Below are 13,810 nucleotides of genomic sequence, written 5' to 3' on the forward strand. Positions count from 1 at the left end.
GCATGCTCTGCGCCGGGAGAGGTATCTGTCTTTCGGGGATCGGGTGCGGCTCACTTCTAGCCGAAGAAAGGTGCCGCTTCGGTGCAGACTGCGGCGAAAGAGGCAATACTTCTTGTGAGAGTAGTGATGGTCTCTAGCATCGTGACCTCGGTAAGCATCATCAACGCGGGGGTGAGCGAGACATTCCTCGCAGGCTTGCCCGACATCCAGCGCAATACTGTCGCCCGCCAGTTCGACTCACTTATCAACGCACCCACGCCGTTCTACCTCCTAAGCATTGGCGAGCGCCTTATCGCCATTGCCTTGCACATCGCCCTTGCCATGTTGGTCTGGATGGTGGTCAGGTTCACCGCTGGTGGATTCTCGGCGCGATCCTCGTCCACGCTTGGGCAGATGCAGGGACTGCTTCGTATCAAAGTGGAGTGGTGAGTGTCATCGTGGCGCAGGTGTGTGCGTTGATCGTCACCATCATCCTCGCGCTCGCGGTGAGGAAACTCTACGTCTCCACTAAGGTGCCGCTCGCTCGCGGGGGCGCGCAGGCATCGTGAGCGAGCGGCGGGCGGGACACGTGCGCTCACGCGGGAATGTCGCGCACGCGGTAGGCGATGAGGCCGCCAGCACAGCACGCGATGCCCACGCCGAGCTGGACGACCAAGGGTAGCCAGTGGGTCGTTCCCCATGGGTCGGCCACATGCCCGAGAACGCTGAGATCTTGCGCCCACTTCGGCATGTCTATGAGGCCCCCGTAGAAGCGCGCGAAGGAACTCCACGCGATGACCGCCCACGTCAGGGACCGCCACCGGGGCGCTGCACCCACCAGTAACGCGGCAATGCCTGCCGCCGCCACGACTCCCGGCAGTTGGGTGAGCGTGGAGACGAGAGCCCGGCCGGCGGCGTGGTCCTCGCTCACCTGGGTGGCCGTGGCGGCTGCCAGCACCGCGCCTGACACGACGAGCAGGAGCACCCCTGAGCCGATCGCGTCGGTCAGGGCCGCTATGAGCGCGCGAGTGCGCGGGACTCCGCAGGCCAGCACCGCCTCGGGCAGCCCCCGCGCCTCCGACGCTGCCAGGTCGAGCACCCGCTGGACGACCGCAGTGGCCACGAGGGACACCATCAGGACCGTGAGCAACGTGGTGTACTGGACGACGGGCCGCATCTCGGGGGCCATCTTGTCGATGTAGGCGGCGCTGGCCGGGTTATTGGCGATCAGGTCGGACACCCCGCCCGACATTACGCCGAAGAGTGCGGCCGTGAGCGCCAGAGCAAAGGCCCATGCTGCTAGCCGCTGAACGCCCAGGCGCGCGATCAAACCTAGGGCACCGCTGACGCGCCACCGCCTGGTGGACACGGAGCGGTCGGCCAGTAGTGCGCCCAGCAACTCCCGGCGGGAGTGGAGCAGCCCCGCCAGCGCCACCAGCGCGGCCGCAATCCCCACGAAGACGGCGAGCGCCCAGACGCGCTGCGCCCCGAAAGGCTCGGCGATGTCCCGCCACGCCAGGGGGCTCAGCCAGCGCAGCCACGCGACTCCCGCCTCGTCGGCCAGGATGCGGACGGCGAAGGCTGCCCCGAAAAACGTGAGACACAGTCCCCGTGCGGCTGAGGTATCCCGCACCAACTGCGAGGCCACCAGGGCGACTCCTACGAAAGCCCACCCCTGGGCAATGGTTACACCGCCGAAAACCAGGGCGCCCCTCAGGGGAGTCTCGCCCACGACGGCGTTCACGCCGATCAGTGAGGCCGCTAGTCCGATACCCAGGATTGCCATGGCACCCAGCGCCCACACCAATGCCGAGGCAAAGGGTGCCCACCTGCCCGCGCCCGCGCCGAGCAGGACTTCGACGTATCCGTCCTGTTCGTCACGCCGGGCCAGCGCGGTCGTGAGCATGATCGCCATGATCGCCACGAACCACAGCAGGTATCCGCCGTCCTCCCAACTGGCGAACTCCCCTACGCTTCCGGTGGCGGGTGCCGGGCCGAAGAGCAGGCGTACTCCCGGCGCGTCGCCCATCTGGGACAGGAGTGTGGTGCGTTCCTCGAAGGAAGGGTAGGTGCGCTGCAGAGCGATCGGATTAACCAGGAGGAATAGCCACATCGGCGCCATCCACGCCACCGCCTGCCATCTGTAACGGCGCGTCGCTAGCCCCAGGCACCGGCGCAGTCCCGTGAACGCGCTCATGATGCCGCCCCCTGGTCCCCCGAGTAGTGGCTCATGAACAGGTCCTCCAAACTCGTGGGCTCCACCTGCACGTCGTCGACCCCCAGGCCCGCGACCACGCCCAGGACGGCGGCCACCAGGGAGGAGGGGACGCGGGTCTCCACGCGGGTGCCGGTGGGGCGGACGGGGGCGCCGAGTCCGGCCAGGGCCTCGACGAGGCGGTGGCGCCGCGCGTCCGACTCCCCGACGCCGACGCGGATGGCGGTCTCGGCCAGGGAACGCAGATACGACAGGTCGCCGCTCTCCACGGTGCGCCCGTCCTTGATGATCGTCACGTGCGAGCACAGGTCCTGAACCTCCGCCAAGACGTGGCTGGACAGCAGGACGGTGGCGCCCCGCTCGGCGGCCTCGCGGACCGCGTCCGTGAAGACCCGCTCCATGAGGGGGTCCAGGCCCGATGTCGGCTCGTCGAGGATGAACAGGTCCACGGGCGCGGACAGGGCGGCCACGAGCGCCACCTTCTGTGCATTGCCCTTGGAATAGGTCCGCACTTTCTTGGTGAGGTCAAGGTCGAAGCGCTCGGTGAGCTCCTCCTCGCGGGCGCGGTCGCGCGAGCCACGTAGGCCCGCCAGGGTGTCGAGCACCTGCCCGCCCGTGAGGCTGGGCCACAGGCTCACCGATCCGGGCACGTAGGCGAGGCGGCGGTTGATCGCGGAGGCCTCGCGGGTGGGGTCCATCCCCATGACCCGGGCACGGCCGCCGTCGGTGTGGTACATGCCCAGCAGCACGCGGATCGTCGTGGACTTCCCCGCGCCGTTGGGGCCCAGGAAGCCGTGGATCTGGCCCTTCCCGACCCCCAGGTCGAGGCCGTCCAGCGCCTTGACCTTCCCGAAGCTCTTGATGAGGCCCTCGGCCTCGATGAGATTAGACAAGGTCCCAGTCCTTTCCTGTTTTCTCTTCAAGTACCGGACCAAACTCTGGGTCGTCGCGAACGCGACGAAGCAAGAGCTTGATGACTTGTCTCTGGTTCGGCTCGGGATAGCCGATCTTGGACAGGCGGGCCACCTGCTTCCATAGGAGGTGCCCGGGTCCGCCGCTGGGCAGGTCTTGCAGCACTCTGAGGGCGGTCGACCTGTTGCGCTCGAGGACTGCCCACGTGGTCTCTTCAAGTTCCTCGATGACGCGCTTCCTCTCCTCGTCGTCATAAGCATCGGGGTAGCGGTTGCGGTCGAGCTTAGCGAACGTAGTGAGCATGCTGGCCACCGCTCGGTGGTCCTCGTCGCTGAGTCCATCAATGAGAGGACCCAGCGAGGAGGGAATGAGTCCCGACAGCGCCAGGGTCAATATGATGCGCCGGTCCGTGTGCACGATGGACAGCGTTGCTGGGTCCTCAATAAGGACCTCGATGCGATTGTAGAAATGTTCGAGGACGACCGGGAGCGGCGAAAGCACCTCGCCCGAGCGTACCCTGGCAACGAGTCGGTCTATCCGCTCGCACTGGTCGCGCAGGACCGCCATGCGGGCTTCAATCTGGGCTCGAGTCGCCAGCAGATCGGCCTCGATGGCGTCGATCGGCTGATCGGGTCGTTCGGGGAGTATCTCGGGTATCTTCCCCAGTGGGATGCCGGACTCAGCAAGCCAACGGATACGCAGCAGGCGTGCCAGGTGCTCGATTCCATAGTCGCGGTGCCCCGCGACGACCGGGGGCACAGGCAGAAGCCCCACGCGGTGGTAGTAGCGCACCGTCCGCGTTGTTGTACCCGCGAGGTCAGCCATCTCTTTGACTCTCATGGAACCCATCGAACACTGTGACCCTACGTCACTGTCAAGGGCACGCGAGAAACAGGATCGTGAACGTCTTCGTCGGAGCCCTGCACCCCAAGATTCGAGCTGATCAGCGCTGCAGTGCTGCTGGGTGACGCCAGCATGGTGTCATGAGGATTTTTGTGGTCGGCGCAGGGGTCTTGGGCCTTGCATGCGCGGACGTGCCCGCCGACGAAAGGTGTTCCGCTTGCTTTGGTGAAGCCTTCACGCACGCGGCCATCGTCTCCGCCCGCGTATTCACCGGCAACCGTCCCACGACGTCGATCATGGCCCCTTCCCTGACCCCCGTCGGTCCTGGGCCAGCTGATCGCCCTGTACGAGCACATCACCTTCGTTGAGGGTGCCGTATGGGTGTTTATCCCTGAGCAGCCTGAGAGAAGCGAAGGGCGTAGAGGCGAAAAATAGTTTTAGTGCTGAAGGTGCTCGTGTTTTGCGTGGGAGATTGATTCGACCTGGAAGGTTGAATGAGCAATTTCGACCGGGAAATGATGCATCGCGCACTCGTTCAGAGAGTGAATAATCTGGTCTCGCTGACCGGCAGTGACGGCCTCGGAAACCTCAATATGCGCGGTGACGGTGATCAGGTTTGAAGCCACCGAACTCACGTGAAGATCGTGAACGTCCTCGACCAAGGGAATCGACAGCATGTGCTGACGGACCTGCGCAAGGTTGATTTCCTCGGGGACTTCCTCCATCAAAATCCGCAAGGTTCGAAGCAGCAGCATGCATGCACGCGGAGCCATTAACAGCGCGATGAAGATCGACGCTACTGCATCCGCGCGGTTCCATCCGCCGATCAATTCAACAGTTGCAGCAATGATGACTGCAACAGAACCCAAAGCATCATTGGCCACCTCAAGAACGGCTGCGCGCATATTGAGCGATGCGTGGCGCCCGCCGATCAGTACCAATAGCGAGAGTGCGTTTGCCACCAAACCCAAAATTCCAACCCACAGCATGGGTGCTGCATGAACCTCGACGGGGGAGAGCAAGCGTTGAATGCCTTCAATCGCAACTAAAATACTGATGATGACCAACATGCCTGCTTGGAAGGCTGCGGCAAGAACTTCTGAGCGCGCCCATCCCCATGTCCGCCGGTTATCACGGGGGCGCAAAGCAAGCGTTGCCGCGATAAAAGCGATGACCAGCCCCGCAGAATCGACCGCCATGTGCCCGGCATCGGCTGCAAGAGACAAAGAAGACGTGAAGTAAGCGGCAACAAGTTCTGCGATGAAAACCGTCGCTGTAATTGCTAGCGCAATCGCAAGCCTTTTACGAGAGGCAGTATGTCCGTGCGAATGATCGTGGCCATGGGAATGCGTTGTGGACTCAGGGAGTTCTTCAATGGCGCTCGGTGACTCTGCGCAAGGATCTTCCTTTACGCCGGGCAGACACGGAGCCGTCGCATGTTCATCTCTGGGAGAAGGAGTGGGTGTAGAACGCATAGAGCAAGCATAGTGCCCTGTCTTGGCTGAAGACAGGGCACTGAGAGTTGACGAAGCTGGTGATTAGAGTGTCAGCATCACCTTTGTTGCGCGACGCTCGTCCATTGCGGCATAGCCCTCGGCTGCTCGCTCAAGGGGGAGGACCAAGTCGAAGACGGCACCCGGGTTGATCTCACCGCGGTAGATGAGATCGATCATGGTAGGCAAGTACTTGCGCACGGCTGCAGGCCCGCCAAACATGTGGATCTCCGCCCCAAACATGCGGTTCATGTCCAGGGAGACGCCGTGAGGAACGCCCACGAAGGACAGGTGGCCACCGGGGCGTACGCAGCCCAGGGCTTGGTCGAAAGACGCCTCGTTGCCCACTGCCTCGACGACGCCGTCTGCGCCTAGACCGCCGGTCATCTCCTTGATCCGAGCAATACCTTCTTCGCCGCGCTCCTCAACAATGTCAGTCGCGCCGAATTGACGGGCAAGTGCCTGACGATCCGTGTGACGCGACATCGCAATGATGCGGGTTGCCCCCAGTTGTTTGGCAGCGATGATCGCGCCGAGGCCCACGGCGCCGTCGCCCACGATAACAATGGTCTTCCCCGGAGCTGCCCCGGCCTCGTCGGCGGCGAACCAGCCGGTGCCGAGGACGTCGGAGGCGGCCAGCAGGGAGGGAATCTGCTCGGGCGTGGGGACTGCAGGCGTCTTCACCAGGGTGCCGTCCGCGAGGGCCACGCGGGCATACTCGGCCTGGGTGCCGCCGGCGCGCGTGCCGACGAAGGGGTCACCCTGGGAGGCTGCGGTTGAGCAGCGTGAGGGGTAGCCGGAGCGGCAGATCGCGCACTCGCCGCAGGAAATGCAGAAGGAACCCACGACGAAATCACCGGGCTTGACGGTCGTCACGGAGGAGCCGACCTCGATAACCGTGCCGACGTACTCGTGGCCCATGCGCTGCTCGTGAACGGGCTGAGCACCGCGGTAGGGCCACAGGTCCGAGCCACAAATGCACGTGGCCGCCAGCTTGATGATGGCATCCGTGGGTTCGAGGATGGATGGCATCGGCATCTCTTCGACGGTGACATTGCCGGGTTCGTGCATGACAACAGCGCGCATGGCACTCCTTGGATAGAAGGTCTATTTTCATAAAACTAGTTCGTCAATGGCTGGGACTGCAGTTGATAGAGCGCGATTTCACTGAAGGCAAAGAATGCTCTCTCAGCTCGCTGAATCTTAAGCAAGTACACTGAAGCCCATGGCTTTCACTGTTACCAGCGTTAATGTCAACGGAATCCGCGCCGCACACCGCAAGGGCATGATGGAGTGGCTCGATGCCAACCCCTGTGATGTTCTTCTTCTCCAAGAAGTCCGTGCGGATGAAGAAATCGCCACTGAGCTGCTGGGCGATTCGTGGGAAAGCATCATTCTTCCCTGCCGAATCAAGGGGCGTGCTGGCGTCGCAGTTGCAGTGCGCAAGGACAGTGCTCATATCAGTGGAGAACCGCGCCTTTTCCTTGATGATCAGGAAAGCGACGTTGATTCGGGACGCTGGCTAGAAACGGTGGTTGAAACCAAAGCGGGTCGCATCCGCGTCGTTTCCGCCTACTTCCACTCGGGTGAAAAAGACACCCCCAAACAGGACGCGAAGATGGCCCATCTGCCGCGTATTGGCCGCCGCATGGGGGAGCTTCTTTCCGAGGCCGAAGCAGGTTCTACGGACGTCTTAGGAACCGTTGTGGCCGGAGATTTCAATATCGTTCGAACCAGGTCCGACATTAAGAATTGGACCTCGAACCACAACAAGCGCGCGGGTGTGCTCGATGAGGAAATTGCATTCCTGGATCAGTGGCTTGATGCGGGGTGGCATGACGTCATGCGTGACCTTGCTGGAGACGTTCAGGGACCTTACACATGGTGGTCTCAGCGCGGTCAGGCATTTACCAATGACACCGGTTGGCGTATCGATTATCAGTTCGCAACACCCGCGCTGGCTGCAAAGGCCCAGTCTTTCTCAATCGGTCGCGCGGCCTCGTACGAGGAACGGTGGAGCGACCACGCCCCACTGTCGGTGAGCTACGAACTCTGAGTACTCAGGCACTCTCGAAATCAAAGAGGGCCATGGAAGAGTAGACGCCGTTCTCATCCACGCGATCTAAGCGGAATCCGGGAACCATCCACGAGGCCTCGTCGTAGGGGCCCAAACTCATTGCGCGATCAAGGACCGCGTCGGGGACGCCCTGCGCCAAGGTGACGTGAGCGTGATAGGGGAAGCGCACAGGTGCATCCAAGGGACCCGATCGAATATCTTCGGCCAGCATCGTGCACTCGCGCTCGCCCTCGGCAAGGGAAAGGTAAACGACGGGAGAAACGGGGCGGAAAGTGCCGGTATCTCCCAGAGTGACGCGGAAAGGTGTGTAGCGCTGAGCGACGCTGCGAAGGTGCTCGATCACTTCTTCGCGCCGTTCCATATCCACTGCGGTGGGCGGCAAGATTGTAATGTGCGCGGGCACCTTCGTGCCCTGATCATCCCCAAGGCTCACGCGTATATCGGTAAGAACGCTCACCCATGGTTCAGGCAGGGCAACAACAACGCCCAGCCATTCTTGGCCCGGTAAGCGCTGTGGAAGATACATTGAACTACCTGAAATGGGGAATAGGAACCTGCTCATGGTACATGGACGCGGGGGTTCGGGGCACATTGAGCTGACAAAGATCGTTGCGTAGAGAACTGCCTGAATAGGCTAGGCTTGTCGGTAGTGTACGAGTTTGAAACACCCAAGGAAGTGTGCACGTGGAACTGTCATGGTCAGCGGCTTTTAGCGCCGAAGAAGGACGCGAACTAGCTGCTCAGCTCTTTGAAGAAACTTTTGGCTACCAGCCCCTAGATGTCTGGTCTGCCCCTGGACGTGTCAACGTTATTGGCGAGCACGTCGACTACAACGGTGGTCCCTGTCTGCCAATCGCCCTGCCGCATCGGGCATTCATTGCCTATGCCCCTCGCGAAGACCGTTTGCTGCGCCTGGTGTCGCCCCAGACTCGCGAGGCCGTGGATGAGTTAGACCTCGACCTCATTGCTCCGCGCGGAAGCGAGGGTGAAGTGAATGGCTGGGCCGCATATCTTTCTGGCGTTGCGTGGGCCCTCGAAAAGTCGGGGTATGGTCCCCTTCACGGTTTTGACGCCGCGCTCTACTCCTGCGTACCCCGCGGTGGTGGGCTTTCATCTTCGGCTGCACTCGAGTGTGCGATGGCTGTCGCGATCGACGAGGCCGAAAACCTGGGCCTGGCGGGCCCGCTGAGTGCGCCGAACGATCAGGGGCGAGCAATCCTTGTCGAGTGTGCTCGCATGGCAGAAAATCAGATCGCAGGCGCGAACACCGGCGGCCTGGACCAGACCGCTTCACTGCGTTGCCTCAGTGGACACGCGCTGGCATTGGATTGTCGAGATATGAGCGTTGAGCACATTCCTTTCGATCTGGAATCGCAAGGGCTTGCTTTACTGGTCATTGATACCCGTGCTGCTCATTCGCTCGCAGATGGGCAGTATGGTCAGCGTCGTGCCGATTGTGAAGAGGCCGCACTCCAGTTGGGCGTTGAACAGCTTGTTGACGTCGAGGACCTTGAGGCCGCCACTCAAGCTTTGAGTGATGAGCGCTTGATTAAGCGTATGCGTCACGTTGTTTCTGAAATTGCGCGCACCCGTGCCCTTATTGAGCTCCTGCAGGAGGGGCCGCTTGAGGGGGATCGCCTCAAAGTCGTGGGCGCTCTCATGAATGATTCACATGACTCACTGCGCGATGATTACGAGGTGTCGTGCCTAGAGCTCGATGTTGCCGTTGACGCCGCGCGAGCAGCAGGAGCTTACGGAGCGCGAATGACCGGTGGTGGCTTTGGCGGAAGTGCAATTGCGCTTGTTGACCGCGAGCGTCTAGAGGAAACCGCGCAGGCGGTCGCACAGGCTTATAGCGAACGCGGATTGGATGCACCGGCATTCATTGTCGCTGTACCTTCTGCGCCGGCCGGCAAACTCTGATGCCACGCAATTGACGGATGAGCGAGGTGTGCCATCTCTTTCCTGGACGCAGATGCAGGAAGGGGGTGGCACAATCGTTCTATGACTTCAACGGATCCCTGGATGGTTGTCGGCCTGGGTAACCCTGGCGCGCAGTACGCCAATACCCGTCACAATGTCGGCCATATGCTCATCGATCTTCTTGCCCACAATGCGGGAGTTCAGCTCAGTTCGCACCGATCGGGAACCCACTGCGCGGATATTCGGCTGGGAATGCTTCCCGGAGGGATCCCCGGGCCCCGCGTTATTGTGGCAACCAGCGATTCCTACATGAACACCTCCGGCGGCCCCATTGGCCGCCTTGCAAAGTTCATGAATGTTGATCCCTCGCATCTTTTGGTCGTCCACGATGATTTGGACCTTCCCGCTGGCTCATTGCGCTTGAAGACCGGTGGTGGCGAAGGCGGGCACAACGGCTTGAAGTCGATCTCCCAGGTACTGGGGACAAAAGACTACAACCGTCTACGTATCGGCATCGGACGTCCGCCGGGACGCATGAATCCAGCTGACTACGTTTTAGCTCGGATGAGTGGCAGTGAGCTTGATGACCTAGCCGTCACCATCGCCCAGGCTGCCGATGTTGTCGAAGATATTGTGACCACCAGTTTCAGTGAGGCGCAGCAGCGCCTGCACACGCGTCAGGGAGCCTAAGTGCCACAGTTTTCTGCTCTTCTTCCCGTCTTTGCTCAGGATGAGGCGCTTCATCGCGTCCTTGAATCCATTGATCACGGTGAATCAGGATGCGTCGTTGCACCTGCGGGTGCCCGCATTCCTCTGATCGCCTCAATGACTCAGCGTCGGGATAAGACAATTTACGTCGTTGTTCCTACGGGACGTGAAGCAGAAGAAACCGCAAGTGCTTTACGCGCGTGGGTCGACGATGTCGAGGTTTTCCCCTCGTGGGAAACGCTTCCTCACGAGCGTTTGTCGCCGCAGGTTGACACCATGGCGCAAAGAATTGCTGTCCTACGTCGTCTGATCCACCCGCAATCGGGAGACGAACATGCCGGGGCGCTGAATGTTGTCGTCATCCCCGTTCGCGCGCTCATGCAGCCCATCATTCATGGGATTGCGGATCGCGCTCCCGTACGCGTTAAAGCGGGGGATATTGTCGATCTACCCAACCTTGCCCGGGAGCTTGAAAACCTGGGTTATACGCGCGTTGATATGGTTGAGCAGCGCGGGCAATTCTCGGTTCGTGGTGGCATTCTTGATGTTTTCCCGCCCCAGGAAGCACACCCTTTGCGTATCGAATTGTGGGGGGATGAGGTCGATGAGATCCGCGCCTTCTCACTGTCAGATCAACGAACATTGGGAGTCGTTGATTCGGGTGTCTGGGCTGTTGCCTGCCGCGAATTACTGCTGACGCCGCAAGTTCGCGCAAAGGCCCGCGGTGAGATGGATCGTCTGCCCGGCGCCGCGGAGATTCTCGAGCTTGCCTCTCAAGGAATTGCCGCTCCCGGCCTCGAGTCCCTAGCGCCGATCCTTGTCGGCGGAATGGATTCCTTCCTTGACCTGATCCCAGCGGGCGGGCTATTTGTCACCATTGATCCCGAACGTATTCGCGCTCGCGGCGCGGACTTGGTTGCAACAACCGAAGAGTTTCTCTCTGCCGCATGGTCACAGGCCGCAGGTGGGGGAGCGGTCCCTCTCGAAGCGGGCGATGCCTCCTTCATCCCCCTTGAGGAAATTTGGGGAGCACAGGGCCGCCCGTGGTGGGAGCTGACGGCCCTTCCCCCGGCTGAACTTGCCGAGGCCATGGCGAAGAATTCCCACGGCCTCGGGGATGAGGCGGGAAACGATGTCGCGTCGGGGGTGCTGCTCAAAAAGGAAGCGCACTCGGTCATCGTGTCGGACACCTTGGTGGCGCTTGGCGCACGCGATGTTCGCCCCTACCGAGGGGACTACACTCGCGCACTCGAGGATATTCGAACGCTTATCCGCAGCGGATGGACGCTCATCCTTGCTGCAGAAGGTGAGGGCCCTGCACGGCGCCTGTATTCGATTGCAACCGATGCAGGAATCGGAAGCAGAATTGTTCAAGAAATCGACCCCACGCAGGATTCATCGGTTCTTGATGTTGTGGCGGCTCCCCGAACGAAGGGTTTCGTCGCGCCGGATCTAAAACTGGCGATTATCTCCGAGTCGGATCTTTCTGGGCGGGTTGGAGCGACGACTCGCGATATGCGCAAGATGCCCTCGAGGAGACGCAAGGGCGTTGATCCGCTCAGCCTGCATCCGGGGGACTACATCGTCCACGACCAGCACGGTATTGGGCGCTTCATCGAATTGGTGTCCCGCACGGTTGGGCGCGGTGAGGGCCAGGTGACCAGGGACTACTTGGTCTTGGAATATGCGCCGTCGAAACGAGGCCAGCCCGGAGATCGTCTCTTTATCCCCACAGATAGTCTGGATCAGATCTCGAAATACACCGGGTCTGACCAGCCCGCACTGACCAAGATGGGCGGTGCCGACTGGGAGAAAACAAAAGCTAAGGCGCGTAAAGCCGTTAAGGAAATCGCGCAAGAGCTCATCCGCTTGTACGCCGTCCGCCAGGCGACGAAGGGCCATGCCTTCGGCCCAGATACACCCTGGCAACGCGAATTGGAAGATTCCTTCCCCTACGTCGAGACCCCCGATCAGCTGGTGACCATCGATGAGGTCAAGGCGGATATGGAAAAGCCGATGCCCATGGACCGTCTGCTGACGGGCGATGTCGGCTACGGAAAGACCGAAATTGCCGTGCGCGCGGCTTTTAAAGCGATTCAAGATGGCAAGCAGGTCGCACTGTTGGTTCCAACGACCCTTTTGGTTCAACAGCACGCGGAAACCTTTGCGGAGCGTTACGCGGGATTCCCAGTGACGATCGGAACTCTCTCGCGCTTCTCAACGCCGAAGGAAGCGGAGAAAGTCAAGGAAGGCTTGGCCTCGGGAGGAGTGGACCTGGTGATTGGTACCCACTCGCTGCTCAGCGGCGCCATTGCTTTCAAGGACTTGGGCTTGGTCATCATTGATGAGGAACAGCGTTTTGGTGTTGAACACAAGGAAACGCTCAAAGCTCTGCGCGCGGATGTCGATGTTCTCTCGATGTCGGCAACACCTATTCCCAGAACTTTGGAGATGGCGGTTTCGGGTATTCGTGAAATGTCGATTCTTCAGACTCCTCCCGAAGAACGACAGCCCGTCCTTACCTTTGTGGGTGCCTACACCGATGCGCAGGTCAGCGCGGCGATTCGCCGAGAGCTCCTGCGCGATGGGCAGGTGTTCTACGTGCACAACCGCGTGGACTCCATCGCATCGGTCGCCGCGCATATTCAAGAACTTGTTCCCGAGGCGCGAATTAGAGTGGCCCACGGAAAGCTCAACGAACATCAATTGGAAAGCGTCATCGTTGATTTCTGGAACCACGATTTTGACGTGCTGGTGTGCACGACCATCGTGGAAACCGGACTGGATATTTCCAATGCAAATACCTTGATCGTTGACCGCGCGGATACCTTTGGTCTGTCCCAATTGCACCAGTTGCGTGGGCGTGTGGGTCGAGGCCGCGAGCGCGCATATGCCTACTTCTTCTATCCCTCGGACCGTCCGCTTTCAGAAACCGCTCATGAGAGGTTGCAGACGATTGCCCAGAACGCTGATCTGGGGGCGGGTCTTGCCGTTGCACAGCGTGATCTTGAGATCCGAGGCGCCGGTAACCTTCTGGGTGGTGCGCAGTCGGGACACATTGAAGGCGTGGGCTTTGACCTTTACGTTCGGATGGTTGCCGATGCGGTTGCGGCCTTTAAGGGCCAGCGCAAGGAAGAGAAGAAGGATCTGCGCCTAGACGTAACCGTTGATGCACATATTCCCGAAAGCTATATTTCCGCAGAACGCTTGCGTTTGGAGGTCTACGGAAAGATCGCCGCGGTGGAAAACAGTGAGCAGGAAAAGGATCTGCGCGACGAAATTACAGACCGCTATGGTCCCATTCCGCCTCAGGTGGACTTGCTCTTCGAAATTGCGCGTCTGCGTGCTCTTCTTCGACAGATTGGGATCGACGAAGTCGCTACACAGGGCAAGTACCTGCGTATTCACCCGATCGAATTGAAGGAATCTCAGGCGCTTCGTCTGAAGCGTTTGTACCCCGGTTGTGTTGTCAAGGCTGCGGTTCGCCAAATTTTGGTTCCGCTCCCCATGACGGCGCGGGTTGGGGGAGTGCCTTTGACCGATCACGCCTTGCTTGAATGGATCGAGAACCTTCTGACGAAGGTTCTGAATCCGACTGTGGCTTCAACGCGCTGATGAGAGCGCTACACTGACACTGACTACGAAGTGAATGAACCGGAG

General features: G+C 60.6%; 13 protein-coding genes. 7 read left to right on the plus strand and 6 right to left on the minus strand.

The window, feature by feature from the left end:
- Nucleotides 1-81 precede the first annotated feature (81 nt).
- Both RW023_RS04185 and RW023_RS04190 read left to right on the plus strand, forming a co-directional pair.
- Nucleotides 82-429: a YhfC family glutamic-type intramembrane protease gene (locus tag RW023_RS04185; RefSeq protein ID WP_315580018.1), complete on the plus strand. Its 348-nt coding sequence runs from the start codon at nucleotides 82-84 to the stop codon at nucleotides 427-429.
- Nucleotides 426-548 carry a hypothetical protein gene (locus RW023_RS04190; protein ID WP_315580019.1) on the plus strand — a complete coding sequence of 41 codons (123 nt, stop codon included), beginning with the start codon at nucleotides 426-428 and terminating at the stop codon, nucleotides 546-548. Before RW023_RS04185 ends, RW023_RS04190 begins: the two co-directional genes overlap by 4 nt.
- A 26-nt stretch (nucleotides 549-574) precedes the next feature.
- On the opposite strand, the gene RW023_RS04195 is transcribed toward RW023_RS04190, so the two are convergent.
- The 3 genes from RW023_RS04195 to RW023_RS04205 all read right to left on the minus strand — a co-directional run bounded on the left by RW023_RS04195 (nucleotide 575) and on the right by RW023_RS04205 (nucleotide 3,955).
- Nucleotides 575-2,101 carry a beta-carotene 15,15'-monooxygenase gene (locus RW023_RS04195; RefSeq protein WP_315580020.1) on the minus strand — a complete coding sequence of 509 codons (1,527 nt, stop codon included), beginning with the start codon at nucleotides 2,099-2,101 and terminating at the stop codon, nucleotides 575-577.
- Between the two features lie 71 nt (nucleotides 2,102-2,172).
- On the minus strand, nucleotides 2,173-3,087 hold the full coding sequence (locus RW023_RS04200; protein ID WP_315580021.1) for an ABC transporter ATP-binding protein: 915 nt from the start codon (nucleotides 3,085-3,087) through the stop codon (nucleotides 2,173-2,175).
- Nucleotides 3,080-3,955, minus strand: a complete 876-nt coding sequence (locus RW023_RS04205) for a MerR family transcriptional regulator (RefSeq protein ID WP_315580022.1) — start codon at nucleotides 3,953-3,955, stop codon at nucleotides 3,080-3,082. Before RW023_RS04205 ends, RW023_RS04200 begins: the two co-directional genes overlap by 8 nt.
- A gap of 134 nt (nucleotides 3,956-4,089) precedes the next feature.
- Here RW023_RS04205 and RW023_RS04210 point away from each other — a divergent pair, with 134 nt between their 5' ends.
- A complete protein-coding gene (locus tag RW023_RS04210; protein WP_315580047.1) occupies nucleotides 4,090-4,317 on the plus strand; it encodes a hypothetical protein in 228 nt (75 codons plus the stop codon).
- Between the two features lie 69 nt (nucleotides 4,318-4,386).
- On the opposite strand, the gene RW023_RS04215 is transcribed toward RW023_RS04210, so the two are convergent.
- Together RW023_RS04215 and RW023_RS04220 are read right to left on the minus strand one after the other, a co-directional pair.
- Nucleotides 4,387-5,424 carry a cation diffusion facilitator family transporter gene (locus RW023_RS04215; protein ID WP_315580023.1) on the minus strand — a complete coding sequence of 346 codons (1,038 nt, stop codon included), beginning with the start codon at nucleotides 5,422-5,424 and terminating at the stop codon, nucleotides 4,387-4,389.
- 63 nt (nucleotides 5,425-5,487) lie between these two features.
- On the minus strand, nucleotides 5,488-6,528 hold the full coding sequence (locus RW023_RS04220; RefSeq protein WP_315580024.1) for a zinc-dependent alcohol dehydrogenase family protein: 1,041 nt from the start codon (nucleotides 6,526-6,528) through the stop codon (nucleotides 5,488-5,490).
- A gap of 139 nt (nucleotides 6,529-6,667) precedes the next feature.
- Here RW023_RS04220 and RW023_RS04225 point away from each other — a divergent pair, with 139 nt between their 5' ends.
- Nucleotides 6,668-7,498, plus strand: coding sequence for an exodeoxyribonuclease III (locus RW023_RS04225; protein WP_315580025.1), 831 nt, complete (start codon nucleotides 6,668-6,670; stop codon nucleotides 7,496-7,498).
- Nucleotides 7,499-7,502: 4 nt separating this feature from the next.
- Here RW023_RS04225 and RW023_RS04230 read toward each other — a convergent pair whose 3' ends face one another.
- Nucleotides 7,503-8,045: a 2'-5' RNA ligase family protein gene (locus RW023_RS04230; protein WP_315580026.1), complete on the minus strand. Its 543-nt coding sequence runs from the start codon at nucleotides 8,043-8,045 to the stop codon at nucleotides 7,503-7,505.
- Between the two features lie 158 nt (nucleotides 8,046-8,203).
- Between RW023_RS04230 and galK the strand changes: the two genes are divergently transcribed.
- The 3 genes from galK to mfd all read left to right on the plus strand — a co-directional run bounded on the left by galK (nucleotide 8,204) and on the right by mfd (nucleotide 13,765).
- Nucleotides 8,204-9,442: a galactokinase gene (gene galK, locus RW023_RS04235; protein ID WP_315580027.1), complete on the plus strand. Its 1,239-nt coding sequence runs from the start codon at nucleotides 8,204-8,206 to the stop codon at nucleotides 9,440-9,442.
- 81 nt (nucleotides 9,443-9,523) lie between these two features.
- A complete protein-coding gene (gene pth / locus RW023_RS04240; RefSeq protein ID WP_315580028.1) occupies nucleotides 9,524-10,132 on the plus strand; it encodes an aminoacyl-tRNA hydrolase in 609 nt (202 codons plus the stop codon).
- Nucleotides 10,133-13,765, plus strand: a complete 3,633-nt coding sequence (gene mfd / locus RW023_RS04245) for a transcription-repair coupling factor (RefSeq protein WP_399499335.1) — start codon at nucleotides 10,133-10,135, stop codon at nucleotides 13,763-13,765.
- Nucleotides 13,766-13,810: the final 45 nt, after the last annotated feature.

Origin of the sequence: uncultured Actinomyces sp. (genome assembly GCF_963542285.1) — a bacterium.
GTDB lineage: Bacteria > Actinomycetota > Actinomycetes > Actinomycetales > Actinomycetaceae > Pauljensenia.

What these genes read in the sequence shown, in the direction of transcription:
- RW023_RS04195 (WP_315580020.1), bottom strand. Translation starts at nt 2,101, where the DNA reads ATGGCGCCGATGTGGCTATTCCTCCTGGTTAATCCGATCGCTCTGCAG.
- RW023_RS04230 (WP_315580026.1), bottom strand. Translation starts at nt 8,045, where the DNA reads ATGTATCTTCCACAGCGCTTACCGGGCCAAGAATGGCTGGGCGTTGTT.
- RW023_RS04225 (WP_315580025.1), top strand. Translation starts at nt 6,668, where the DNA reads ATGGCTTTCACTGTTACCAGCGTTAATGTCAACGGAATCCGCGCCGCA.
- RW023_RS04220 (WP_315580024.1), bottom strand. Translation starts at nt 6,528, where the DNA reads ATGCGCGCTGTTGTCATGCACGAACCCGGCAATGTCACCGTCGAAGAG.
- RW023_RS04210 (WP_315580047.1), top strand. Translation starts at nt 4,090, where the DNA reads ATGAGGATTTTTGTGGTCGGCGCAGGGGTCTTGGGCCTTGCATGCGCG.
- pth (WP_315580028.1), top strand. Translation starts at nt 9,524, where the DNA reads ATGACTTCAACGGATCCCTGGATGGTTGTCGGCCTGGGTAACCCTGGC.
- RW023_RS04205 (WP_315580022.1), bottom strand. Translation starts at nt 3,955, where the DNA reads ATGGGTTCCATGAGAGTCAAAGAGATGGCTGACCTCGCGGGTACAACA.
- RW023_RS04215 (WP_315580023.1), bottom strand. Translation starts at nt 5,424, where the DNA reads ATGCGTTCTACACCCACTCCTTCTCCCAGAGATGAACATGCGACGGCT.